The sequence below is a fragment of the Streptomyces inhibens genome, from assembly GCF_003389455.1.
GTDB lineage: Bacteria > Actinomycetota > Actinomycetes > Streptomycetales > Streptomycetaceae > Streptomyces > Streptomyces inhibens.
On record NZ_QUAC01000213.1, the window covers coordinates 1 to 23951 of the forward strand.

The 23951-nt window shown below is 70.2% G+C and carries 21 protein-coding genes and 2 pseudogenes; 6 read left to right on the top strand and 17 right to left on the bottom strand.

Features of this window, described 5'->3' with window-relative positions:
• A pseudogene (locus DY245_RS44685) lies at positions 1-632 on the top strand (DUF2637 domain-containing protein); the annotation flags it as partial.
• Positions 633-691: 59 nt separating this feature from the next.
• Here DY245_RS44685 and DY245_RS26630 read toward each other — a convergent pair.
• Both DY245_RS26630 and lysS read right to left on the bottom strand, forming a co-directional pair.
• Positions 692-907 carry a hypothetical protein gene (locus DY245_RS26630; protein WP_128509764.1) on the bottom strand — a complete coding sequence of 72 codons (216 nt, stop codon included), beginning with the start codon at positions 905-907 and terminating at the stop codon, positions 692-694.
• Between the two features lie 128 nt (positions 908-1035).
• Positions 1036-2784: a lysine--tRNA ligase gene (gene lysS / locus DY245_RS26635; RefSeq protein WP_128509765.1), complete on the bottom strand. Its 1749-nt coding sequence runs from the start codon at positions 2782-2784 to the stop codon at positions 1036-1038.
• A 209-nt stretch (positions 2785-2993) separates the two neighbouring features.
• Between lysS and argS the strand changes: the two genes are divergently transcribed.
• Positions 2994-4769 (top strand): arginine--tRNA ligase, encoded by a 1776-nt coding sequence (argS, locus tag DY245_RS26640; RefSeq protein WP_128509766.1) that lies wholly within the window; start codon positions 2994-2996, stop codon positions 4767-4769.
• A gap of 92 nt (positions 4770-4861) precedes the next feature.
• Here the strand turns inward: argS and DY245_RS26645 are convergent.
• The 7 genes and pseudogenes from DY245_RS26645 to DY245_RS26670 all read right to left on the bottom strand — a co-directional run.
• Positions 4862-6262: CocE/NonD family hydrolase (locus tag DY245_RS26645; RefSeq protein WP_220377950.1), on the bottom strand; the 1401-nt coding region annotated here is incomplete at its 5' end.
• A 1-nt stretch (position 6263) separates the two neighbouring features.
• A pseudogene (locus DY245_RS48405) lies at positions 6264-6487 on the bottom strand (CocE/NonD family hydrolase); the annotation flags it as partial.
• A gap of 167 nt (positions 6488-6654) precedes the next feature.
• Positions 6655-7650 (bottom strand): porphobilinogen synthase, encoded by a 996-nt coding sequence (gene hemB, locus DY245_RS26650; RefSeq protein WP_128509768.1) that lies wholly within the window; start codon positions 7648-7650, stop codon positions 6655-6657.
• Positions 7647-9305, bottom strand: a complete 1659-nt coding sequence (locus DY245_RS26655; protein ID WP_128509769.1) for a bifunctional uroporphyrinogen-III C-methyltransferase/uroporphyrinogen-III synthase — start codon at positions 9303-9305, stop codon at positions 7647-7649. Before DY245_RS26655 ends, hemB begins: the two co-directional genes overlap by 4 nt.
• Entirely contained in the window at positions 9302-10330 is a 1029-nt protein-coding gene (gene hemC, locus DY245_RS26660) for a hydroxymethylbilane synthase (RefSeq protein ID WP_128509770.1), read from the bottom strand. The genes DY245_RS26655 and hemC overlap by 4 nt, the downstream gene beginning before the upstream one ends.
• A complete protein-coding gene (locus tag DY245_RS26665; protein ID WP_128509771.1) occupies positions 10327-11694 on the bottom strand; it encodes a glutamyl-tRNA reductase in 1368 nt (455 codons plus the stop codon). The genes hemC and DY245_RS26665 overlap by 4 nt, the downstream gene beginning before the upstream one ends.
• Entirely contained in the window at positions 11691-12476 is a 786-nt protein-coding gene (locus DY245_RS26670) for a redox-sensing transcriptional repressor Rex (protein ID WP_128509772.1), read from the bottom strand. The genes DY245_RS26665 and DY245_RS26670 overlap by 4 nt, the downstream gene beginning before the upstream one ends.
• Positions 12477-12808: 332 nt before the next feature.
• On the opposite strand from DY245_RS26670, the gene DY245_RS26675 reads away from it, so the two are divergent.
• The 4 genes from DY245_RS26675 to DY245_RS26690 all read left to right on the top strand — a co-directional run bounded on the left by DY245_RS26675 (position 12809) and on the right by DY245_RS26690 (position 16844).
• Positions 12809-13087 carry a glutaredoxin family protein gene (locus DY245_RS26675; protein ID WP_128509773.1) on the top strand — a complete coding sequence of 93 codons (279 nt, stop codon included), beginning with the start codon at positions 12809-12811 and terminating at the stop codon, positions 13085-13087.
• A gap of 233 nt (positions 13088-13320) precedes the next feature.
• Positions 13321-14247 (top strand): HAD family hydrolase, encoded by a 927-nt coding sequence (locus tag DY245_RS26680; protein ID WP_128509782.1) that lies wholly within the window; start codon positions 13321-13323, stop codon positions 14245-14247.
• A gap of 330 nt (positions 14248-14577) precedes the next feature.
• A complete protein-coding gene (locus tag DY245_RS26685) occupies positions 14578-15363 on the top strand; it encodes an ECF subfamily RNA polymerase sigma factor, BldN family (RefSeq protein WP_006604745.1) in 786 nt (261 codons plus the stop codon).
• Positions 15364-15644: 281 nt separating this feature from the next.
• The gene (locus DY245_RS26690; protein WP_128509774.1) at positions 15645-16844 is read left to right on the top strand and encodes a DUF5667 domain-containing protein; all 1200 of its coding nucleotides are present in this window, start codon (positions 15645-15647) and stop codon (positions 16842-16844) included.
• A 78-nt stretch (positions 16845-16922) separates the two neighbouring features.
• Here the strand turns inward: DY245_RS26690 and DY245_RS26695 are convergent, their stop codons facing one another.
• From DY245_RS26695 to DY245_RS26730, 8 genes are all read right to left on the bottom strand, one after another.
• Complete coding sequence (locus tag DY245_RS26695) at positions 16923-17915, bottom strand: lysophospholipid acyltransferase family protein (protein WP_128509775.1); 993 nt, start codon at positions 17913-17915, stop codon at positions 16923-16925.
• Positions 17916-17929: 14 nt separating this feature from the next.
• Positions 17930-18979 (bottom strand): NAD-dependent epimerase/dehydratase family protein, encoded by a 1050-nt coding sequence (locus DY245_RS26700; protein ID WP_128509776.1) that lies wholly within the window; start codon positions 18977-18979, stop codon positions 17930-17932.
• A 200-nt stretch (positions 18980-19179) separates the two neighbouring features.
• Positions 19180-19278: a 30S ribosomal protein bS22 gene (locus tag DY245_RS26705; RefSeq protein WP_003948845.1), complete on the bottom strand. Its 99-nt coding sequence runs from the start codon at positions 19276-19278 to the stop codon at positions 19180-19182.
• Between the two features lie 120 nt (positions 19279-19398).
• Positions 19399-19608 carry a helix-turn-helix domain-containing protein gene (locus tag DY245_RS26710; protein ID WP_181923881.1) on the bottom strand — a complete coding sequence of 70 codons (210 nt, stop codon included), beginning with the start codon at positions 19606-19608 and terminating at the stop codon, positions 19399-19401.
• Between the two features lie 128 nt (positions 19609-19736).
• A complete protein-coding gene (locus tag DY245_RS26715) occupies positions 19737-20552 on the bottom strand; it encodes a phosphatase (RefSeq protein WP_128509778.1) in 816 nt (271 codons plus the stop codon).
• Positions 20553-20640: 88 nt separating this feature from the next.
• Positions 20641-21816, bottom strand: a complete 1176-nt coding sequence (locus DY245_RS26720; protein WP_128509779.1) for an acetoin utilization protein AcuC — start codon at positions 21814-21816, stop codon at positions 20641-20643.
• Positions 21785-23023 carry an MFS transporter gene (locus DY245_RS26725; protein ID WP_128509780.1) on the bottom strand — a complete coding sequence of 413 codons (1239 nt, stop codon included), beginning with the start codon at positions 23021-23023 and terminating at the stop codon, positions 21785-21787. The genes DY245_RS26720 and DY245_RS26725 overlap by 32 nt, the downstream gene beginning before the upstream one ends.
• 151 nt (positions 23024-23174) lie before the next feature.
• Positions 23175-23825 carry an HAD family hydrolase gene (locus tag DY245_RS26730; RefSeq protein WP_128509781.1) on the bottom strand — a complete coding sequence of 217 codons (651 nt, stop codon included), beginning with the start codon at positions 23823-23825 and terminating at the stop codon, positions 23175-23177.
• Between the last annotated feature and the right edge of the window lie 126 nt (positions 23826-23951).

Genomic DNA, 23951 nt, shown 5'->3' on the forward strand with positions numbered 1-23951 from the left:
GCCGGCCGCCGGCCCTGGAGCCGCGCACGGCGAGCGAGCCGGTGAGCGGGCCCGCGGGCGGGCCGAGCGGCGCGGAGCGGCCGGGAAGCACCGATGCGCCCGTACGGGACGAGCGGCCCGTACGCGCCGCCGATGTGCCCGTACGTGACGATGCGCCGCTGCAGGACCTGACTCCCGAGCCGGTGCACAAGACGGCCCCCGACCCCGGGTACGCCCCGGGTCCCGCGGCCGAACAGGCCCCCGCCGCCCCCCAGTTGACCGTCCCGGTCGGCCCCGGCCGCAGCCGGCCGCTGGGCAGCGCGGGCGACCCGCTGCCGATCCCCGAGCAGCGCGGGTACGCCCCCGAACCCGAGCCCGCCCCCGAACTCCCCCTGGAGACCGAGCAGTTGCCCCCGGTCTCCGCGCTCCCCGACGACGTCCCGCGCGAGCAGGCGTACTACACGGCCTTCCGCGCCTACGTGGGCGAGAAGAATGTGATGCCCGACTCCCATCAGTTCGGCCGCTATCTGCTGAACTACTACGGGGTCACGGGACGGGACGGCGGCCCGCTGAGCGAGGGCTATCTGCGCTCGTTCGTCAAGGACTTCAAGGCCCGCTTCCGTATGGAGATGGAGAGCGAGCACATCCCGTAAGGGGCGGCGAAGGCGGCCGGCAGCGGCCGCGGGCCCGGCCATGACCCATCGGACAGGCCCTAAGCCACGCCCGAGCCGACCCGCTTCTGCTTGCGCTTCTTGTCCACATCGCCCCATACGGCCAGCGCCGCGCCGGCCGCGACCAGGCCGAGGTAGGCGACCGACGGCAGGTCGAACCAGTGGGGCAGCAGCCCCCAGGCGCCGTCGGAGAACGTCTGGCCGATGAAGCCCATCGCCCCTTGGATCATGACGATGAAGCCGATGAATCCTCTCATCGCTCCAGAATGAAGGGTTCGGCCCCGGGGATCCTCATCCCCGGGGCCGAACCCTTGTCGGTCCTGAGTCGCACGCCCGCGCCGGGGCCTACGACTCGGTGGCGAACCGCCGGCTCACCGGCGGGCCGTCAGCCGCCGAGCAGCTTGCGCACCCGGTCGGCGCCGACGGCCAGCAGCAGGGTGGGCAGCCGCGGCCCGGTGTCCCGGCCGACCAGCAGGTGGTAGAGCAGGGCGAAGAACTCGCGCTGGGCCGCCTTGAGCTCGGGGGTCGGCTTGGCGTCCGGCTCCAGACCTGCCTGGATCTTCGGCACGCCGTAGACCAGGGTGGTCAGGCCGTCCAGCGACCAGTGCTCGTCCAGACCGTCGAGCAGCAGCCGCAGCGAGCCGCGGGCCCGCTCGTCGAGGGTGGCGAGCAGCTCCTCGGCGGGCTCGTCCCGGACGATGGTGCGCTGGTCGGCCGGTACCTGGGTGGTGATCCAGTACTCGGCCTTGTCGAGCCGCGGCCGGGTCTCGTCCAGCGAGGTGACCGGGTTGTCGGGGTCGAGTTCGCTGAGGATGCGCAGCGTCTGCTCGTCGTGTCCCGCGGTGATGTCCATGACCGAGGCCAGGGTGCGGTACGACAGCGGGCGCGGAGTGGTGGGCAGCGGGCCGGCCGCGGTGCCGATGGCGCGGGTGTAGGCGGCGGAGTCGGCGGGCTGCGCGGTGCCGTCCGCGACCTTGGACGCCAGCTTGTCCCACTCGTCGTAGAGCCGCTGGATCTCCTGGTCGAAGGCGATCTTGAAGGACTGGTTGGGCTTGCGGCGGGCGTAGAGCCAGCGCAGCAGCGGCGCCTCCATGATCTTCAGCGCATCGCCCGGGGTGGGTACACCGCCCTTGGAGGAGGACATCTTGGCCATGCCGCTGATGCCGACGAAGGCGTACATCGGGCCGATGGGCTGGGTGCCGTCGAAGATCTCGCGGACGATCTGGCCGCCGACCACGAAGGACGAGCCGGGCGAGGAGTGGTCGACACCGGACGGCTCGAAGATCACGCCCTCGTACGCCCAGCGCATCGGCCAGTCGACCTTCCAGACCAGCTTGCCGCGGTTGAACTCGCTCAGCCGGACCGTCTCGCCGAAGCCGCAGGCCGTGCAGGTGTAGACGAGCTCGGTGCTCTCGTCGTCGTACGAGGTGACGGTGGTGAGGTCCTTCTCGCACTGCCCGCAGTAGGGCTTGTACGGGAAGTAGCCGGCCGAGCCGCCGCTGCCGTCGTCCTCGCCGGCCGCGCCGGAGCCTTCGGCGGCCTCCAGCTCGGCCTCGTCGACGGGCTTTTGCGACTTCTTCGCCGGAGCCTTCTTCGTGCGGTACTGGCCAAGGATCGCGTCGATCTTTGCGCGGTGCTTCATCGCGTGCAGGATCTGCTCGCGGTAGACGCCCGAGGTGTACTGCTCGGTCTGGCTGATGCCGTCGTACTCGACGCCCAGCTCGGCGAGCGCCTCGATCATGGCGGCCTTGAAGTGCTCCGCCCAGTTCGGGTACGCCGAGCCGGCCGGTGCCGGAACCGAGGTCAGCGGCTTGCCGATGTGCTCGGCCCAGGACTCGTCGATGCCCGCGACGCCGGCCGGGACCTTGCGGTAGCGGTCGTAGTCGTCCCAGGAGATGAGGTGGCGGACCTCGTATCCGCGGCGGCGGACCTCGTCGGCGACCAGGTGCGGGGTCATGACCTCGCGGAGGTTGCCGAGGTGGATCGGGCCGGAGGGGCTCAGGCCCGAGGCGCAGACGATGACCGGTGCAAAAGCACCTGGCGTCACTTTGCCGGGGGCGCGGCGCTCCGCCTCGGCAATGACCTCGTCCGCGAACCTGGAGACCCAGTCGGTCTCGGTGCTCTGCTGAGCCACGATCGGCCCTTCCTCTTCCTGGTGCTTCCTCTTGCGCCTGTGGCGCCGTGCGACGCGCAACGGCCTGACGCCGCACAAAAGCCTGACGGAGCCATTCTCCCAGACGCCGCCCGGACAGAAATTCGGTGGTGCCGCCGTGGGATACTCATTGGCAAACCCTTTCCGTTACGGCTCCGACGACATCTCCCTCTAGAAGAGAGCTCTTCTCCATGGCCTCGGTCACTTCCCTCGCAGCTTCGGTCCATCAGCGCGTCGCGGACGCCCTCTCGGCAGCCCTGCCGGAGGCCGGCGCCGTCGACCCGCTGCTGCGACGAAGCGACCGGGCCGACTTCCAGGCCAATGGGATGCTGGCGCTGGCCAAGAAGCTCAAGGGCAATCCGCGGGAGCTGGCCGCGCAGGTCGTCGCCGGCATCCCGACCGGGGAGAGCGGCGCGGTGATCAAGGAGATCGAGGTCTCCGGTCCCGGCTTCCTCAACATCACCATTGCCGACGAGGCGATCATCAAGACCCTCGCCGAGCGCGCCGCCGACGCCCGTCTGGGCGTGCCGTACGCCGACGGGGCCGGCACCACGGTGATCGACTACGCCCAGCCGAATGTCGCCAAGGAGATGCACGTGGGGCATCTGCGGTCGGCGGTGATCGGCGCGGCGATGGTCGAGATCCTGGAGTTCACCGGCGAAAAGGTGGTCCGCCGGCATCACATCGGCGACTGGGGCACCCAGTTCGGCATGCTCATCCAGTACCTGATCGAGCACCCGCACGAGCTGGACCACAAGGGCGGCGAGGTCTCCGGCGAGGAGGCCATGTCCAACCTGAACCGCCTCTACAAGGCCTCGCGGGCGCACTTCGACGCCGACGAGGAGTTCAAGGAGCGGGCCCGGCTCCGGGTCGTCGACCTCCAGGCCGGCGACGAGGAGACGCTGGCCCTGTGGCGGCGGTTCGTCGACGAGTCGAAGATCTACTTCTACTCGGTCTTCGACAAGCTCGACATGGACATCCGCGACGCGGACGTCGTCGGCGAGTCCGGCTACAACGACATGCTCGAAGAGACCTGCCGGATCCTGGAGGAGACCGGTGTCGCGGTCCGCTCCGACGGCGCGCTGTGTGTCTTCTTCGACGATGTGAAGGGCCCGGACGGCAACCCCGTCCCGCTGATCGTCAAGAAGTCCAACGGCGGCTACGGCTACGCGGCCACCGACCTCTCGGCGATCCGCGACCGGGTCCAGAACCTCGGCGCCGACAGCCTGCTGTACGTCGTCGACGCCCGCCAGTCGCTGCACTTCAAGATGGTCTTCGAGACCGCGCGGCGGGCCGGCTGGCTGAACGACAAGACGCACGCCGTCCAGCTCGCGTTCGGCACGGTCCTGGGCAAGGACGGCAAGCCGTTCAAGACCCGTGAGGGCGAGACGGTGCGGCTGGTGGATCTGCTGGACGAGGCGATCGACCGGGCGACGGCGGTGGTGCGGGAGAAGGCCGAGAAGGTGGGCCTGACCGAGCAGGAGATCGTCGAGAACGGCCGGTCGGTCGGCATCGGCGCGGTGAAGTACGCCGATCTGTCGACGTCCGCGTCGCGGGACTACAAGTTCGATCTGGACCAGATGGTCTCGCTGAACGGCGACACGTCCGTCTACCTCCAGTACGCGTACGCCCGTATCCGCTCGATCCTGCGCAAGGCGGGCGACACGAAGCCGGCCGCCCACCCCGAGCTGGAGCTCGCCCCGGCCGAGCGCGCGCTCGGTCTGCACCTGGACCAGTTCGCCGAGGTCGTGGCCGAGGCCGCCGCGTCGTACGAGCCGCACAAGCTGGCCGCGTACCTCTACCAGCTGGCCTCGCACCTGACCACGTTCTACGACCAGTGCCAGGTGATCAGCGCCGACAACCCGGTCGAGGTCGTCGAGAACCGTCTCTTCCTCGTCGACCTCACCGGTCGCACCCTCCACCAGGGCATGGCCCTGCTCGGCATCCGTACGCCCGAGCGCCTCTGAGCCCCGGAGCCGCTCAGGCTCCTGGCACAACGGCCCCGTACAGCACAGCTGTACGGGGCCGTTCCATAAGACGCGCCGTCCGGTCGCGGTGGTCAGCCGGTCGGCACGTCCAGATACGACGGCCTGGCCCGGGGTGAGCTGACGGTGAGGGTGCCGCCGGAGCCGTTGGCGTCGCCGTAGAGCGGGTCCTTGGTGTCGACGACCAGCATCAGCCGGTGGCCCGCCGGGATGTCGTACGCGGCGGCCTGCAGGGTGATGTCGGCGGTGACGGGCCGGCCCGCACGGCCGTCCGGCGAGGTGTACGGCGCATGCGTGATGATGTGCGCCTTGTCGTTCTCGTCGACGTCGAAGAGATGGGCGATGACCGTCGACCCTGCCGTGCTGGGCGTATAGGTCAGCCGCAGCTTGGGGGCGCCGCGCAGCCGGGTGGTGGCCTGTACGGGCGCGCCGGTCCATACGGCCGCGTGCCGGCGGGAGATGGTGCGGGTCCGGTACGTCTTCGGCAGGCCCACCATCTCCTCGTAGCCCGCGACGAAGACGATGCTGCCCGCGGCGCTCGCGGTGGTGTCCGTGCCGGAGGTGAAGGGCATCCGCCAGCCGGTCGACGGCGCGGCGCCCAGGGTGCCGTCCGTGCCGTTGCCGTCCCTGCCGCCGTGGTCCGGTGCCGCCAGGTGGAGGCGCTCGGTGCGCTCGGTGAAGGCGCCCCAGGTGGGCCGGGTCTCGCGCAGCCAGGGCCAGTACTTCCACATCACCTGGCTGTTGACCTGGCCCTCGGTGTCGATACCGTTCCGCTCGCCCTTGAGGAAACGGTCGAACCAGCGCTTGGCGTCGTCGGTGACATGGTTGGGCAGGCCGCCCAGGCCGGTCATCTCCGGGCCCGCGTGGTCCCCGATCGACATATCGATCCGCTTCGGGCCGGTGAGGCTGTTGAACGCCTTCAGCGACTGGTTGGCCGGGAACAGCGTCTCGTGCCACGCCTGGGCGTAAAGGACCGGCACCCGGCGCTTGTTGAGCTGCTTGATGTAGGTCTGCGGGGAGCGCTGCTTCGCCCAGGCCAGGGCCTGCGGGATGTTGCGGTTGGCGAGGATGTCCGCGAATTCCTGGCGGGTGCGCGCGCTGAGACGGGCGTTGCCCGCGACCGTTTGCAGGGCCCGTACGGAGCCGAGGTGCCGCGTGCGGTTCTCGTAGAACGCCTCGCCCAGATCGCCCCAGGTGCTCAGCGCGGCGACGGCGTCCACCCGAGAGTCGTGCGCGGCGATCAGCTGGCTCAGGCCCGAGCCGTACGACAGGCCCGCGAAACCCACCTTGGTGGTGCGGCCCGGCGCGTGCGCGAGGAGATAGTCCAGCGCCTTCGATCCGTCCTGGACGTCCAGGGGGCCACCCGCGTCGACCTCGCCCTCCGAGGAGCCGAAGCCGCGCGCGGAGTAGGCGAGGACGTTGTAGCCGGCCAGCGCGTACTTCGTTGCCATGGCCGCGTAGGTGTGCCAGCCGAANTACTTCGTTGCCATGGCCGCGTAGGTGTGCCAGCCGAACTGCGTCCAGGGGGACGGCAGGATGATCGCGGGGCGGGGCGTGCTGCCCGGGTGGATCCAGGCGGCGCCGTCCAGCTTGTCGCCGTTGACGCCGGGGATCTTCACCAGCTGGAAGGGGGCCACGGCCGATACCGGGGCCGACGGCGATGCCGACGGCCGGGCCTCGGCTACGGCGGAGGTGGCCATGGATAAGGCAAGCGCGGTGGCCGGAACCACCGCGCATCGGGCAATGCGGGAACGTAACACGTCCGAAATGCTCTTCTCTTCAGGGAAGTTGGGGCGCAGATCCGCTGCGCATGATCATGAATACGCGCCCCTGAACTCCCCCAAACGGCCTCATCGAGCCAGATGGGTCACAGCCCCTGCGCGACCTCCGTCGCCCAGTAGGTGAGGATCATGTTCGCCCCGGCCCGCTTGATGCCGGTCAGCGTCTCCAGGATCGCCTTGTCGCGGTCGATCCAGCCCTTCTCGGCGGCCGCCTCGACCATCGCGTACTCACCGGAGATCTGGTACGCGGCGACCGGCACGTCCACCTGCTCGGCGATCTTCGCCAGCACGTCCAGGTACGGCAGCGCCGGCTTGACCATGACCATGTCGGCGCCCTCCTCCAGGTCGAGCGCCAGCTCACGCAGCGACTCGCGGAGGTTGGCGGGGTCCTGCTGGTAGGTCTTGCGGTCGCCCTTCAGCGACGAGCCGACGGCCTCGCGGAACGGACCGTAGAACGCCGACGAGTACTTCGCCGTGTAGGCGAGGATCGAGACATCCTCATGGCCGGTCTGGTCCAGCGCGTCCCGGGTGACGCCGACCTGACCGTCCATCATGCCGCTGGGGCCCACCACATGGACGCCCGCATCGGCCTGGACCTGCGCCATCTCGGCGTAGCGCTCCAGCGTCGCGTCGTTGTCGACCCGGCCCTGGTCGTCCAGGACACCGCAGTGGCCGTGGTCGGTGTACTCGTCCAGGCACAGGTCGGACATGATCACGAGATCGTCGCCGACCTCGGCCCGTACGTCCCGGATGGCGACCTGGAGGATGCCGTCAGGGTCCGTACCGGCGGTCCCCAAGGCGTCCTTCTTCTCGTCCTCGGGCACCCCGAACAGCATGATCCCGGCGACACCGGCCGCCACCGCCTCGACGGCCGCCTTGCGCAGCGTGTCGCGGGTGTGCTGGACCACGCCCGGCATCGCGGAGATCGGCACCGGCTCGGAGATGCCCTCCCGGACGAACGCCGGGAGGATCAGGTCGGCCGGGTGCAGCCGGTGTTCGGCGACCATCCGCCGCATGGCGGGGGTGGTGCGCAGCCGTCGCGGCCGCGCCCCCGGAAAGCTTCCGTACGTACTGCTGCTCAACTGCGAGCCCTCCTACGCGATCCGGGCCGGCGCTCGCTGGGACGGGTGACCGGATCCCCGGCCTCCAGCGCGGCATCACGCCGCGCCGCCCCGAAGTCGGCGAGCGCTTCGGCCAGCTTGTGCACCGAAGGCTCGGGCGACATGACGTCCACGCGCAGCCCGTGCTCCTCGGCGGTCTTGGCAGTGGCCGGGCCGATACAGGCAATCACGGTCACGTTGTGCGGCTTGCCGGCGATGCCGACGAGGTTGCGCACGGTCGAGGACGAGGTGAACAGGACCGCGTCGAAGCCGCCGCCCTTGATCGCCTCGCGGGTCTCGGCCGGCGGCGGCGAGGCGCGCACGGTCCGGTAGGCGGTGACGTCGTCGACCTCCCAGCCCAGCTCGATCAGCCCGGCCACCAGGGTCTCGGTGGCGATGTCGGCGCGCGGCAGGAACACCCGGTCGATCGGGTCGAAGACCGGGTCGTAGGGCGGCCAGTCCTCCAGCAGCCCGGCGGCCGACTGCTCGCCGGAGGGCACCAGGTCGGGCTTCACACCGAAAGCGACCAGCGCCTTGGCGGTCTGTTCGCCGACCGCCGCGACCTTGATCCCGGCGAAGGCCCGGGCGTCCAGGCCGTACTCCTCGAACTTCTCCCGGACGGCCTTGACGGCGTTGACCGAGGTGAAGGCGATCCACTCGTAGCGGCCGGTGACCAGGCCCTTGACCGCGCGCTCCATCTGCTGAGGGGTGCGCGGCGGTTCAACGGCGATGGTCGGGACCTCGTGCGGCACCGCACCGTACGAGACGAGCTGGTCGGAGAGCGACGCGGCCTGCTCCTTCGTCCGCGGCACGAGCACCCGCCAGCCGAAGAGCGGCTTGGACTCGAACCACGAAAGGCGGTCGCGCTGGGCCGCGGCACTGCGCTCACCGACCACGGCTATGACCGGCTGACCGCCATCGGGCGAGGGCAGCACCTTGGCGGCCTTGAGCACCTGGGCGACCGACCCGAGGGTCGCGGTCCAGGTCCGCTGGCGGGTGGTGGTGCCGGCGACCGTGATGGTCATCGGGGTGTCGGGCTTGCGGCCCGCGGACACCAGCTCGCCGGCGGCCGCGGCCACCGAGTCGAGGGTGGTGGAGACAACGGCGGTGGCATCGCTGGCACCCAGCTCGGACCAGCAGCGGTCGTTGGCGCTGCGGGCGTCGACGAAGCGCACATCCGTGCCCTGGGCGTCGCGCAGCGGCACACCGGCGTACGCGGGTACGCCGACGGCCGCGGCGATGCCGGGCACGACCTCGAAGACGATGCCTTCGGCGGCGCAGGCCAGCATCTCCTCGGCGACGTTCCCGTCCAGGCCGGGGTCACCGGTGACGGCACGTACGACCCGCTTGCCCGCGCGGGCGGCCGCCATGACAAGATTGGCGGTGTCCCGTAGGGCCGAAACGCCAGGGGCAGTGACGGGGATTGATGCCTCGTCAGCTGACGCCTGCAGTGGCGTGTCCACCTGTGCGCGTGCATGCACACGCACGACGTCCAGCACCTGCGGGTCGGCGATCAGTACGTCCGCGGAGGCCAGCGCCTCCACGGCACGCAGCGTCAGCAGACCCGGGTCTCCCGGCCCGGCACCCAGGAAGGTGACCTGACCGGAGGCGGAGTGGTTTGGGGCGGTGGGGTTCAAAGTGCTCGCTCCCCCATAAGACCGGCCGCACCCTTAGCGAGCATCTCGGCGGCGAGTTCCCGGCCCAGCTTCAGCGGGGCCGACACATCGTCGGGAGAGGCGGGTACGTGCCCGGTGGTGGACAAGTGCACCAGCGTGCCGCCGTCGGTCGTGCCGACGACGCCGCGCAGATGCAATTCGGTGACAGCCTGCTCGCCGGCCTTGGGGCCTCCCCTGCTCGAGCGAAGTCGAGAGCTTGGGGAAAGGTCGGCCAGCGCTCCAACGGGTGCGGAGCAGCCGGCCTCCAGGGCGGCGAGCAGGGAACGCTCGGCGGTCACGGCGGCCCGGGTGTCCGGGTCGTCGAGCTCCGCCAGCTGGGCGACGAGGTCCACATTGACCGCGGCGCACTCGATCGCCAGTGCCCCCTGGCCGGGGGCGGGCAAAACCACGTCGGGCGACAGCAGCTGTGTCGCCTCGTCGATCCGGCCGATCCGGGTGAGCCCGGCGGCGGCCAGTACGACCGCGTCCAGCTCGCCCTTTTCGACAAAGCCGATGCGGGTGTCGATGTTCCCGCGTATCGGTACGGTCTCCACACGCCGGCCCAGCGACCTGGCCCAGGCGTTGAGCTGCGCCATCCTCCGGGGGGAGCCGGTGCCGATGCGGGCCACCCGGTCCTCGTCGGCGGTCAGCTGCTCGAAGGTGAGCCCGTCCCTGGCGATCAGCGCGTCACGGGGGTCTTCCCGTACGGGGATCGCGGCCAGGGCGAGGCTCTCGGGCTGCGTGGTGGGCAGATCCTTGAGCGAGTGGACGGCGAAGTCGATGTCCCCGGCGAGCAGCGCGTCACGCAGCGCGGAGACGAAGACGCCGCTGCCGCCGATCTGCGCGAGGTGCTCGCGGGAGGTGTCGCCGTAGGTGGTGATCTCCACCAGCTCGACGGGACGGCCCGTGAGCTCGCGGACCGCCTCGGCGATCTGTCCGGACTGGGCCATGGCGAGCTTGCTGCGCCGTGTGCCCAGCCTCAGTGCTCTGGTAGTGCTGTCGTTCATGCCCGCTCCCGTGCATCGTGCCTGTCGGCGCGCGTGTCGGCCCTGCTGACGGCGGCCACCGTCTGCGGGTCGAGGTCGAAGAGTTCCCGCAGCGCGTCCGCGTACCCGGCGCCGCCGGGCTCGCTGGCGAGCTGCTTGACCCGCACGGTGGGCGCGTGCAGGAGTTTGTCGACGACGCGGCGCACGGTCTGGGTGATCTCGGCGCGCTGCTTGTCGTCCAGGTCGGGGAGGCGGCCGTCGAGCCGGGCGATCTCGCCGGCGACGACGTCCGCCGCCATGGTGCGCAGGGCGACCACGGTGGGGGTGATGTGCGCGGCCCGCTGGGCGGCGCCGAACGCGGCGACCTCGTCGGAGACGATGCCGCGCACCTTGTCCACGTCGGCCGCCATGGGTGCGTCCGCGGAGGCGTCGGCCAGCGATTCGATGTCGACGAGGTGCGCGCCCTCGATCCGGTGGACCGCGGCGTCTATGTCGCGGGGCATGGCGAGGTCGAGCAGCGCCAGCGGCGCGGTGCGCCCGGCGCGGGCGGCCGCGACCATCTCGCCGGCGAGGACCAGACCGGTCGCGCCGGTACAGGAGACGACGATGTCGGCGAGCGCCAGCTCGTCCGCGACCGAGGCCATGGCCACCGCGCGGGCGGTCAGCCCGTTCGCCGCGCCCGGGCCACCGGGCTCGGTGAGGATCTGTACGAGCCGCTCGGCGCGCGCCACCGTGCGGTTGGCGACCGCCAGCTCACCGATGCCGTTGCGTACGAGGGTGGTGGCGGCCAGCGAGGACATCGATCCGGCGCCGATGACCAGCGCCCGCTTGCCGTGCGCCCAGGTCTCGACGTCCTGGCCGGCCGCGAGCTGTTCGAGGCCGAAGGTGACCAGCGACTGGCCCGCCTTGTCGATACCGGTCTCGCTGTGGGCGCGCTTGCCGACCCGCAGGGCCTGCTGGAACAGATCGTTCAGCAGCCGGCCCGCGGTGTGCAGCTCCTGGGCGACGGCCAGCGCGTCCTTGATCTGCCCGAGGATCTGGCCCTCGCCGACGACCATCGAGTCCAGGCCGCAGGCCACCGAGAAGAGGTGGTGGACGGCGCGGTCCTCGTAGTGGACATAGAGGTAAGGGGTGAGCTCCTCCAGGCCGGCGCCGCTGTGGCGGGCCAGGAGGGTGGACAGCTCGGCGACACCGGCGTGGAACTTGTCCACGTCGGCGTAGAGCTCGATGCGGTTGCAGGTGGAGAGCACCGCGGACTCGGTGACCGGCTCGGCCGACACCGCGTCCTGCAGCAGCTTGCCGCGCGCCTCCGGGGCGAGCGCGGCCCGCTCCAGCACGCTCACCGGCGCACTGCGATGGCTCAGTCCGACAACGAGAAGACTCATGCCGGCATCACGGCGGGCAGATCCCCGTCCGGTCCCTTGCGGTCGCCCGTGACGGCGGCCTCGGCCTCGGCCGCGAGCGCGGCGGCGCGGTCGGCCGGGGCGCCGTTCTCGGACGCCTCCTCGCCGGCCTTGCGCTGCTCGTGGAAGGCGAGGATCTGCAGCTCTATCGACAGGTCGACCTTGCGTACGTCCACCCCGTCGGGGACGGTCAGTACGGTCGGCGCGAAGTTGAGGATCGAGGTGACACCCGCGGCGACGAGGCGCTCACAGACCTGCTGGGCGGCCCCGGCCGGCGTGGCGATGACACCGATCGAGACGCCGTTGCTCTCGATGATGTGCTCCAGCTCGTCGGTGTGCTGGACCGCGATGCCCGCGACGGGCTTGCCGGCCATGGCCGGGTCCGCGTCGATCAGCGCGGCGACGCGGAAGCCCCGGGAGGCGAAGCCGCCGTAGTTGGCGAGCGCGGCGCCGAGGTTACCGATACCGACGATGACAACCGGCCAGTCCTGCGTCAGCCCCAGTTCCCGCGAGATCTGGTAAACGAGGTACTCCACGTCGTAGCCGACACCGCGGGTCCCGTAGGAGCCGAGGTACGAGAAGTCCTTCCGCAGCTTGGCGGAGTTGACCCCCGCCGCGGCCGCGAGCTCCTCGGAGGAGACCGTGGGTACCGAGCGCTCGGAGAGCGCGGTCAGTGCACGCAGATACAGCGGAAGCCTGGCGACGGTGGCCTCGGGAATGCCTCGGCTTCGGGTCGCCGGTCGGTGAGTTCGGCCAGTTGCCACGGTGCTCCTGCGGGTAGAGCGGGGCTGCGGGCGACCGTATGGAACCCGACCGCCCTGTCTCCTGCAGGCTATGTCTTTGTGAACGCGTGCACAAAGATGGTGTCCGGTTTGTCCGGCCAAAGTGATGGGGGTCACGCGGCTTTTACGGGCCTTCGCGGAACCAACTCCCACGTCACACCGTTCACTCGCGCCGCCCGCGAACCAGGGCAGCACCGACGGGAGCACGCGCCCTCACTCCTCACCGCTATACCCCCGGAAACCTACAAATCGCCCACCGATGGTAATCGACCGGGCGCCGCGAACGCACTGCCGCGACCCGGCACAATGGCTCCATGGCCCCCTTGTTCAGCCGCAGCCCCCGCAAGAGCCCCGCCGACCGGATGGTCACCCTCGTCGGCAAGCCGGGCTGCCACCTCTGCGACGACGCCCAGGCCGTGATCGAGCAGGTGTGCGCCGAGACCGGCGCGTCGTGGGAGAAGAAGGACATCACCGAGGACGCCGAGCTGCACCGCAAGTACTGGGAGCAGATTCCGGTCGTCCTCATCGACGGCGCCCAGCACGACTTCTGGCGGGTGGACCCCAAGCGGCTGCGCACCGCCCTGGGCGCCTGAGCCGGTCCCCCGCCCCGTGGAACGGCGCCACGGATGGCCGTAACGCAACCGTCCGGCGCTCCAGGCCTTCCTGACACGCGCCCGTAACCGGTTGCTCCGAACAAACTGGCTACGCTAGCGCCATGGCCCTCCCGTCGCCCGACCGCCACCCCGGCAGGAGTCCCTACGGGACGCCCCCCACCTCGTCGCCCGACCGCCCCGCCCAGCGCCCCGGCAGGAGCTTCTCCGGGGCGATCTTCTCCACGGGATGGTTCACCCGCCGCAGACGACCCGCCACGGCCCGCAGCGTGCTGGCCGGCGAGGCCGCGGCCGAGGCCGCCCGTAAGTCCTCCCAGGAAGCGCCGCCCGTCGAGGAGGCCGCGACGGAGCCCGAGTTCCCGGTCGTCGGGGACACCGCGGCCGCCGCCTTCTTCGACCTCGACAACACCGTCATGCAGGGCGCCGCGCTCTTCCACTTCGGCCGCGGCCTCTACAAGCGGCACTTCTTCCACAAGCGCGACCTGGCCCGCTTCGCCTGGCAGCAGATCTACTTCCGGCTGGCCGGCTCGGAGAACCCCGAGCACATGGCGGACGTCCGCAACAGCGCGCTGTCCATCGTCCAGGGCCATCGGGTCGCCGAGCTGATGTCCATCGGCGAGGAGATCTACGACGAGTACATGGCCGAGCGGGTCTGGCCCGGTACCCGTGCGCTCGCCCAGGCCCACCTCGACGCCGGCCAGAAGGTCTGGCTGGTGACCGCGGCCCCCGTGGAGACCGCGACCATCATCGCCCGCCGGCTCGGCCTGACCGGCGCGCTGGGCACCGTCGCCGAGTCCGTGGGCGGTGTCTATACGGGCAAACTGGTCGGCGAGCCGCTGCACGGCCCGGCCAAGGCCGAGGCGGTCCGCGCACTGGCGGCGGCCGAGGGCCTGGATCTGTCGCACTGCGCCGCCTACAGCGACTCCGCCAACGACATCCCGATGCTCTCGCTCGTCGGACATCCGTACGCGATCAACCCCGACAGCCGGCTGCGCAAGCACGCCCGGGAGCAGGGGTGGCGGCTGCGCGACTACCGAACCGGACGCAAGGCGGCCAAGATCGGCATCCCGGCGGCGGCCGGTGTGGGCGCCCTCGCAGGCGGCGCCGCGGCCGCGGTCGCGCTCCAGCGCCGCCGCCGCTGACCAGGCCTGATCGCCGGGCGGGACGGCGGGCCATCCCCACTCCCTACCCCCTCCGCCGCCCCGTCAGTCACGTTGCTTTCGGTTAACCACAACACGCCCTCCAACCAGGCAGATTGCGTTCCCTTCCGATCAATAGTTGCTCAGTATTCGATACTTGATCTGCCACCAACCCGGCACGGACCGTAAGTAATCGATGATTTGAGCAACTGGGTGTAGCGCTGCCTGTACGAAGCGTTATTCTCCTCAGACGCAATCCGGAACCCACACGTCCCTACGACGAGTGAACGGTCCCGCACTGCACGTGATGGAAGCTCTGCCTCTGGGAGTCCCGTGTACCCACACGTCGGGGTTGACGCCTCGGGCCTGGCTACGCTGCGTACGACACTCGTCGACCACCTGCGCAGTTTTGTCCCCACCGCGTACGCCGTCCCCGCATTCGCCTCAGCCGTCCCCGCCGCCGGACCCTGCTACGCCCTGGCCGACGGGAGTGCTGCGGTCGGCAAGGCCGCCGGCAGAACCCGCCGCTCGGGCACCGGCACGACCACCGCCCGTCGTCCCGCCGACAGCGACAGCCGTCGCATGATGGACCTCGTCGAACGAGCCCAGGCCGGCGAGGCCGAAGCCTTCGGCCGCCTCTACGACCAGTACGCCGACACGGTCTACCGCTACATCTACTACCGCGTGGGCGGCCGTGCCACGGCCGAGGACCTCACCAGCGAGACCTTTCTGCGCGCCCTGCGCCGCATCGGCACCTTCACCTGGCAGGGCCGCGACTTCGGCGCCTGGCTGGTGACCATCGCCCGCAACCTCGTCGCCGACCACTTCAAGTCCTCGCGCTTCCGTCTGGAAGTCACCACCGGAGAGATGCTCGACGCCAACGAGGTCGAGCGCAGCCCCGAGGACTCGGTCCTCGAATCTCTCTCCAATGCCGCCCTGTTGGAGGCGGTACGCAAGCTCAACCCCCAGCAGCAGGAGTGCGTCACGCTGCGCTTCCTGCAGGGCCTCTCGGTCGCCGAGACCGCCCGCGTCATGGGCAAGAACGAGGGCGCGATCAAGACCCTCCAGTACCGGGCCGTCCGCACCCTGGCGCGGCTCCTCCCCGAAGACGCCCGCTGACCCCACCCCCCACCCCTACGCTTCCTCCTCGACCAGCTTCACGCCTACATGTGCTCACTCTTAGTGATCGGACATGTCCGGTCGGTCAGATCATCGTGAGTGCGTAACCCGAGTGCCGCGCCGCTCGTTGTGCGGGATGCAGGCTCCATGTGTTCACGCCATGCCCGCTGTCTCTCACTCGATCGAGTGGCTGCGGACAACGGCGTGCAACCGTCCGGCCCGTCTGGATAGTCAAAGCCAGTCCGGGGAGTCGAGCGGGATGATGAGAGGAGGTGCCGCCCGTGATCGCGAATGTCTCGGTGCACCGGCGGGCCAACGCCTTCGCCCAAGCCCTGGAGGAGCAGGTCCTCGAGGGCGCGGCGGCCGAGGACCAGGTCGGCAATCCGGCGCAAGCGCCGGGCGAAACACGGCTGTTGGCGGTCGCCGACGGCCTCGGGAGACTCCCGAGGCCGGAGATGGCCACCGAGGTCAAGACTGTCCAGCGCGCCCAGCTCCTCGCCGCGATGGAGGCCGCCTTCGCCGAAGGCGCTCCGTCCGAGGGTGCCTGGGTGCCCGGGCAACGCGGGGCCGGAGGCGCACACCGCGCCGCGAAATCGATCGGCCGGCTGCGGCCGCGCTCCCGCCTCTCCAAGGGGCTGGCCGCGGGCGGGCTGACGGTCGGCGTCGCCGCCGGTGCGTTCAGCGGCGTCGCGGCGGCCAGCTCCGACGCCCTGCCCGGCGATTCGCTCTACGGCCTCAAGCGCGGCATGGAGGACCTCAAGCTCGGCATGGCCGACGACGACTCCGACCGCGGACAGCTCCTTCTGGACCAGGCCTCCACCCGCATGCTGGAGGCCCGCCGCCTGATGGAGCGCGCCCGGCTCGCCGACCTCGACCATGAGTCGCTCGCCGAGGTCCGCAGGGCGCTCTCCGGCGTCAAGCACGACGCGGGTGAGGGACACCGCCTGCTCCACCAGGCGTATGAACGCGATGGCTCGCTCGGCCCCATCCAGGTGCTGAACTCCTTCACCAGGTCCCATCGCGGCACCTGGTCCCAGCTGCGCGACAAGCTCCCGGTGCAGCTCACGGACGTCCGCGACGAGGTCAGTTCGGTCTTCGACGCCATAGACCAAGAGGTCGGTCCGCTCCGCCCACTGCTGCCGTCCGCCCCGGGCGGCAGGGGCCACCACCGCGACACGCCGGCCTCCGCGGGCACCGGCTCCGGCCCCGACGGCCGCCCGGCGCCGGCCGGCAGCAGGTCCGCCTCCGGCACCCACTCCCATGGCTCGCACGCCCCGCACCCGTCGGCCTCCCCCTCCCAGGAGGACGGCCTGCTCGGCGGCAATACGGGCGGCCTGCTCGACCCGCCGTCCAAGGGCGGCAGCCCGTCCCCGCACGCCGGCGGCAAGGAGAGCGGCGGCAAGCCTGCCGTCACCCTTCCGCCGCTGCTCCCAGGGCTGCTGCCGGGCCTGGGCATCGACGGCGAGGATCTGCCGAAGTAGTGAAGGCGCCCCCGCCGTGGCGGAGGCGTGGCCAAGCAGTCCCGGGTCGGCGCGCTCGGTGTTCTTCCGGTCCTTCCCTCAGAAGAACACCGAGCGTCGCTGCACCAGCAGCTTGTAGAGGGTGTGCTGAATCGTTTCGCGGACCTGATCGGTCAGGTTGAACATCAGCATCGGATCGTCCGCCGCCTCCGACGGATAACCGTCCGTCAAAATTGGCTCGCCGAACTGGATCGTCCACTTCGTCGGCAGCGGTACGGCCCCCAGCGGCCCGAGCCACGGGAACGTCGGCGTGACCGGGAAATACGGCAGCCCCAGCACCCGCGCCAGCGTCTTGGCGTTCCCGATCATCGGGTAGATCTCCTCCGCGCCCACGATCGAGCACGGCACGATCGGCACCCCGGCCTTCAGCGCCGTCGAGACAAACCCGCCCCGCCCGAAGCGCTGCAGCTTGTAGCGGTCCGCGAAGGGCTTGCCGATGCCCTTGAAGCCCTCCGGCATCACCCCGACGATCTCGCCGCGCTCCAGCAGCCGCTGCGCGTCCTCCGCACAGGCGAGGGTGTGCCCGGCCTTGCGCGCCAGCTCGTTTATCACCGGCAGCACAAACACCAAATCGGCCGCCAGCAGCCGCAGATGACGCTGCGCCGGGTGGTTGTCGTGCACCGCGACCTGCAACATCAGGCCGTCCAGCGGCAGCGTCCCGGAGTGATTGGCGACGATCAGCGCCCCGCCGTCTGCGGGGATGTTCTCGACGCCCTTCACCTCGACCCGGAAGTACTTCTCATAGAGGGGCCGCAGCAGCGACATCAGGACCTGGTCGGTCAGCTCCTCGTCGTAGCCGAAGTCGTCGACCTCGTAGTCGCCGGTGATCCGCCGGCGCAGAAAGGCCAGGCCGCCCGCGATCCGCTCTTCGAGGGACCGTGGGCTCGGCGGCGGAGGTGCCGCCGGCGGATGCTCGGTCCGTGCTTCCGGTACGGGCGCCAGCGCCGTACCGCGCCCCGTGCGCCCGGCCCGCCTGGCCTTCCTGCGCGCCCGAGGCTCCTCGCCGAAGGGAATGACCTTGGCGTCCGCCATCGTGGGTGAACTCCTCACTGGGTCAGGCCGCCGCGTGCGGGCAGCACGCCGGCGAGCCGGTCGACGGTGCGGGCGAGGGACTCGGGCGGCAGCAGCCCGGGTCCGCGGCTGCGGGCGAATTCCGCGAAGGTCTCCGCCGTCGTGAACTTCGGGTGGAACCCCAGTGTCTCGCGCATCTGCGTCGTTTCGACGACCCTGCCGTGCGTGAGCAGCCGGATCTGTTCCGGCGAGAAGTCCGTGATGCCGATGGACCGCAGCGCCGTACCGGCCCAGGTCACCGTCGGCAGGAACAGCGGCAGCGTGGGCCGCCCCAGCCGCCGGGAGGTCTGCGACAGCAGCAGCACGCCGTCCCCGGCGATATTGAACGTGCCGCTGTTGAGCGTGCCGCGGCGCGGCGCGGCGGCGGCGATCCGCAACACCTCAATGGCGTCATCCTCATGGACGAACTGCAGCCGCGGGTCGTAGCCGAGCACGGTGGGCAGCACGGGCAGCGAGAAGTACTCGGCGAGCGGGGAATCCGCACAGGGCCCGAGGATGTTGGCGAACCGCAGGACGCATACCGCCACATCGGGCCGGCGCCGCGCGAAGCCGCGTACATAGCCCTCGACCTCGACGACGTCCTTGGCGAAGCCGCCGCTGGGCAGCGACTTCGGCGTGGTGGTCTCGGTGAAGACGGCGGGGTCCCGGGGCGCGGAGCCATAGACGCTGGTGCTGGACTTGATGACCAGGCGCTGCACATTCGGGGCCTTCTGACAGGCGCCGAGCAGCTGCATCGTCCCGATGACGTTGGTTTCCTTCACCGAGGTGCGGCCGCCGCGCTTGCCCAACGGCGTACCGTTGATGTCCATATGGATGACGGTGTCGACGCCCGTCTCGGCCAGGACCCGGGCAATGGCCGGATGCCGGATATCGGCCTTGAGGAATTCGGCGCCGCCCAGATGGTGCTCCGGCGCCACGGCGTCGACCCCGATCACCCGGTCGACGTCCGGATCGCGCTGGATCCGGCGGACGAACCGGCCGCCCAGCTGCCGTGCGACTCCCGTGACGAGCACGACCTTGCCCAAGATCAGCCCTTCCTTCCCGCCGCGACTTCCGCCTAGCCGAGCTGTGCCGACCACGCTATCGGGTCGGTGTTGCGCTGTGATGACCACGGGATGCCTGCGGCCACATTTCCGTCCGACCACCGTCCATACGGCCCACAACGCGCAGCAGCCCCCGATCGCACCAAGGCGATGGGGGGCTGCGAAATCGCGATCAGCGTCGCTTACTTCTTGTTACGACGCTGAACACGGGTGCGCTTGAGCAGCTTGCGGTGCTTCTTCTTGGCCATCCGCTTGCGCCGCTTCTTGATAACAGAGCCCACGACTACCCTCGCTCACTTCGAATCACTCGGTGCGGGGCGTCCGAGCCCACACTACCTACATCGGGCCAGCCTACCCGGCGCCGGGCGAACGGCGTAATCCGAGGGTCGGCGAGGGACCCGTCAGGCTGATTCCACCCCCACAAAGGACTCACGGAGATAGTCCTGAACCGCTTGCTCCGGAACCCGGAAAGACCTCCCCACGCGAATAGCGGGCAGATGGCCGCTGTGCACCAAGCGGTACACGGTCATCTTGGACACTCGCATCACCGTGGCAACTTCCGCCACTGTCAGGAACACAACCTCGTTCAGAGGCCTCTGGTCTGCCGCCATGCCACACCTGCACCTTCCGCATAAGACGGACACCGGCTTCCCCTCCGGTGACTCTTCGTCGCTATGCGCTCACTCCCCAGATTAGGGGCGGGTGATGCGAGTGGGGAAGAGGAGCAGCGAACAGCCGCCTATCGGGACAGATGCGCCCGATTGAGTACATAGCGCATCAGCGGTCGGTAGGACGCGGCCCGCACGGCATCATCGAGCGGCACCACCTCGGACACCCGTCCCTCCGCCTGGCCGACGAACAGCGCCGGGTCGTCCGTATCCGCCAGCCCGATCGCCTCGATGCCCAGCTGACCTGCCCCGCAGACCCAGCCGTGGTCCCCGATCACCAGCCCCGGCAGCGGCCCCCCAAAGTCCGCGGCGGCCGCCAGAGCGGTGCGTACGGGAAGCGGCGAATGGGTGTGTACGCCCCCCGCCCCGGACGCGCCCCGCACGCCGGTTTCTCGCATCAGCGCGACTCCCCGTACGTAGCCGAGGACCCGGGTACGTACGCCGAACCGGGTCGCTATGTCGACACGGGCGCCATACGCAGGGGTGAGGACGGGGCAGCCCGCCGACGAGAGAGCGTCTGCGAGCGCGGCGTAGAACTCCAGCAGCCGGTGCGGATGGCCGGTGCCGAGCAGCACCGGCACACGGCGGCCGGCCGCCTCACCCATTCGGTCGGCGAACCGGTCCAGTGCCGCGATCGTACGATCCGGATCGATCACATCCGGACCGGAAGTGTGCGCGGGATCGACCGAAACCCCGCACTTCTGCCCCATCAGTCGCAGTACTTCACCGAGCGGCCAGTCCCGTTCGGGATCCAGCCCCAACAGCACCCGGGGATCGCGCGCCGCGAAGAGCCGATAGCGCCCCAGACTCTTCTCCCGCGTCGTCGCGATCGTCCCGGCGAGCCTTGCCTCGATCAGGTGCGCCCGCAGCGCCCCGGTGTCCCTCACGCGCCCCATGCTGCCCCGTTGGCCGGCCTACGGTTGCCCCGACCGACGGGTAGTCACACATCCGTGGAGCACAGCGAGTTACGGGTCCCTACGGCAGCAGCCCATGCGCCGGGAACACCGCCCGGCGGGTGGCCAGCACCGCCTGGTCCAGCCGGTCGGCCGGGTCATAGCCGTCGTTGACGAAGTCCCGCCACTGCGGCGTACGCCCGTCCGTCATCCGCAGCGGCGCCAACTGCCGCGTCCTGCGGAACACTTCGTGCCGCCAGGACTCCGGCACCATCGAGGCCGGGTCGATCGGCCGGCCGGCCGCGATCGCCGTCAGATGCGTCCAGCTGCGCGGCACCACATCCACCACCGCATAGCCGCCGCCACCGAGCGCGACCCACCGCCCGTCCGCGAACTCATGCGCCAGGGAGTGGCAGGACTCCGCCACCGCCCGCTGGGCGTCCAGGCTCACCGCGAGATGCGCGAGCGGATCCTCGAAGTGGGTGTCCGCGCCGTGCTGCGACACGATCACCTGCGGCCGGAACGCCCCCAGCAGCTCCGGCACCACGGCATGAAAGGCCCGCAGCCAGCCCTCGTCCCCGGTCCCGGCCGGCAGCGCCACATTCACCGCGCTGCCCTCCGCGCCCTCCCCGCCGGTCTCCTCCGGCCAGCCGGTCTGCGGGAAGAGCGTGCGCGGATGCTCGTGCAGCGAGATGGTCAGTACCCGCGGGTCCTCCCAGAACGCCGCCTGCACCCCGTCGCCGTGGTGGACATCCACATCGATGTACGCGACCCGCTCGGCGCCCAGCTCCAGCAGCCGGGCGACCGCCAGCGCCGCGTCGTTGTAGATACAGAAGCCGGCCGCGCCGCCCGGCATCGCGTGGTGCAGCCCGCCGGAGAAGTTCACCGCATGGGCCGCGTCACCGCGCCAGACGGCCTCCGCCGCGCCGACCGACTGCCCGGCGATCAGCGCGGACGCCTCGTGCATCCCCTTGAACGCCGGATCGTCCGCCGTCCCCAGCCCGTACGAGAGGTCCGCCGAGGCAGGGTCCGCCGAGGCCCTGCGGACCGCGTCGATGTAGTCCTCGCGATGCACCAGCCGCAGGGTGGAGTCCCCCGCCGGCTTGGCCGCGACCACCTCCAGCGGGCCACGATCGAGCTCGTACGCCTCCACCAAACGCATGGTCAGCGCGAGCCGGACCGGGTCCATCGGATGCCCGGACCCGAAGTCGTAGCCCGTTACTGCCTCATCCCACATCAGCTGTGCGCGGCCGCTCATATCCGTCACCGTATCGGGCCTCCGGCACCCCGAACGAGCGGGCATACACCAGCGTCCCCAGCACAAGGGCCATCGGTACAAGCATCGCCCCCCGATAACTCCAGGCGTCACCGAGCGCACCCACCAAGGGAGAGCCGATCAAAAAGCCCACATAGTTGAAAATATTCAGCCGCGCGACGGCCGCGTCCGAAGCCTCGGGCCCATGCTTTTCGAAGGCGTACCGCCCCGCCGCCGCGAACGTCTGCGGCACGATCACACACAGCCCGAGCCCCAGCAGCGTGAACCCCGCCATCCCGGCCCAGGCCCCCGGCGCCGCCGCCACCACCGCGAAGCCACCCGCCGCGACCACCGTCCCGGTCCGCACCACCGCGACCGCCCCGAACCGCCGCACCCCCAGATCACCGACCGCCCGCCCGAGCAGCGTGGTGACCATATAGACGTTGTACGGAACGGTGGCGAGCTGCTCCGAGCTCCCCAGTACGTCCTGCAGATACTTCGCGCTCCAGTTGGAGACGGTCGAGTCCCCGATATAGGCGAACGCCATCACCAGACACAGCGGCAACAGCAGCCTCATCGCGATGGGTGCAACCGCCGCCGGACCTTCCCCGCTCCCCCGGGGCTCCTTGGCCCGCTCCTGGTCCACAAACCATCGGCCCACGATCAGCGCCAACGGCACCAGGACCGCGACCACCGGCCCGTACAGCAGCGCGAGCGACAGCTTCCAGTGCGCCCCCGCCCAGGCCAGCGAGGCACCCACGATGCCGCCCAGGCTGTACGCGGCGTGGAAGCCGAGCATGATGCTCCGCCCGTACGCCCGCTGCAGGCTCACCCCGAGCATGTTCATCGAGGCGTCCAAGGCCCCCACCGAAAGACCGAACGCCGCCAGCGCCACCGCCACCTGCGCCATCGAGCCGGCAGCCCCCACGGCCAGCAACGCCAGACACACCACCGGCTGCACACACCGCAGCACCAGGCTCGGCCGTACCCGCTTCACCAGCTGCTCGGTGACGACACTGCCGACCCCCGCGAGAACCGGCACCGCCGCAAGGAAGGCCGGCAGCAGCGCGTCCGATATCCCGTAGCGGTCCTGGATCGCGGGTATGCGCGTCACCAGGAGGGCGAAGACCGCACCCTGGACGCAGAAGCTGAGGGCAAGCGAGACCCGGCCGTGCCGCAGCTGCGCTCCTGGTACCAGAGGGGCCGTCATGGCCGCTCAGCCTAGAACTCGCCACTACCCCTGGGTAGATGGATCACTCCACCAATTCCGACGTACGCCCTACGGGTGACCCCACGTCACTCGCGGCACTCGCACCACACCCCACACCCACGACACGGCCGGCACTCCGGCAAACCGGTCCCTACTGCAACAGCTCCGGAAGTTCGGCCATATGGGCGAACAGCCGGGTGGCGCCGGGCTCCACCAGCTTCGCCGCCGGCGTCATCGCCGTGAACCCATAGACATCCATCCCCGCGGCGACCGCCGCCTGCACCCCCAGCGGACTGTCCTCGATCACCGCACACCGCTCCGGCGCCACGCCCATCTCCCGTGCCGCATGCAGAAAGAGATCCGGCGCCGGCTTACCCCGCCCCACATCCTGCGAACTGAAGACGCAGCGTGCCGCGAACCACCGGTCCAGGCCCGTCTTCCGGTGCCCCACCCGGATCCGCTCATGGCTTCCGGAGGACGCGACACAGTACGGAACGCCGTCCGCGGCCAGCTTCTCCAGCATCTCCGTCACCCCGGGCACCGGCTGCAACTCCCGCTCGAACGCCGCGAAGACGCGGCCGTGGAACACCTCGTCGAAGTCCTCGGGCAGACGCCGGCCGGTACGTTCCAGGACGAGCTCATGGATCCGGTGCATCGCCGACCCCATGTAGTCGCGTATCGAGTCCTCGTACGACGTGGGGTACCCGAGCTCGGTCAGATAGCCGGCCAGGATGGTGTTGGAGATGGGCTCACTGTCGACGAGCACACCGTCATTGTCGAAGATGACCAGGTCGTATCGCATGGCCCGACCCTATGCGTCTTATCCGGCCCGGAATCAGATTTCTGGCCCTGAACGCAGAAAAGCCCCGCACCATAAGGTGCGGGGCTTTCCCACAATGATTGTTCGGCGGCGTCCTACTCTCCCACA

Coding starts and splice junctions, on each gene's coding strand:
- hemC (WP_128509770.1), bottom strand. CDS start 10,330: ATGAACGACAGCACTACCAGAGCACTGAGGCTGGGCACACGGCGCAGC.
- DY245_RS26630 (WP_128509764.1), bottom strand. CDS start 907: ATGAGAGGATTCATCGGCTTCATCGTCATGATCCAAGGGGCGATGGGC.
- DY245_RS26675 (WP_128509773.1), top strand. CDS start 12,809: ATGGCCCCCTTGTTCAGCCGCAGCCCCCGCAAGAGCCCCGCCGACCGG.
- DY245_RS26710 (WP_181923881.1), bottom strand. CDS start 19,608: ATGGCGGCAGACCAGAGGCCTCTGAACGAGGTTGTGTTCCTGACAGTG.
- DY245_RS26665 (WP_128509771.1), bottom strand. CDS start 11,694: ATGAGTCTTCTCGTTGTCGGACTGAGCCATCGCAGTGCGCCGGTGAGC.
- argS (WP_128509766.1), top strand. CDS start 2,994: ATGGCCTCGGTCACTTCCCTCGCAGCTTCGGTCCATCAGCGCGTCGCG.
- DY245_RS26725 (WP_128509780.1), bottom strand. CDS start 23,023: ATGACGGCCCCTCTGGTACCAGGAGCGCAGCTGCGGCACGGCCGGGTC.
- DY245_RS26695 (WP_128509775.1), bottom strand. CDS start 17,915: ATGGCGGACGCCAAGGTCATTCCCTTCGGCGAGGAGCCTCGGGCGCGC.
- DY245_RS26730 (WP_128509781.1), bottom strand. CDS start 23,825: ATGCGATACGACCTGGTCATCTTCGACAATGACGGTGTGCTCGTCGAC.
- DY245_RS26720 (WP_128509779.1), bottom strand. CDS start 21,816: ATGAGCGGCCGCGCACAGCTGATGTGGGATGAGGCAGTAACGGGCTAC.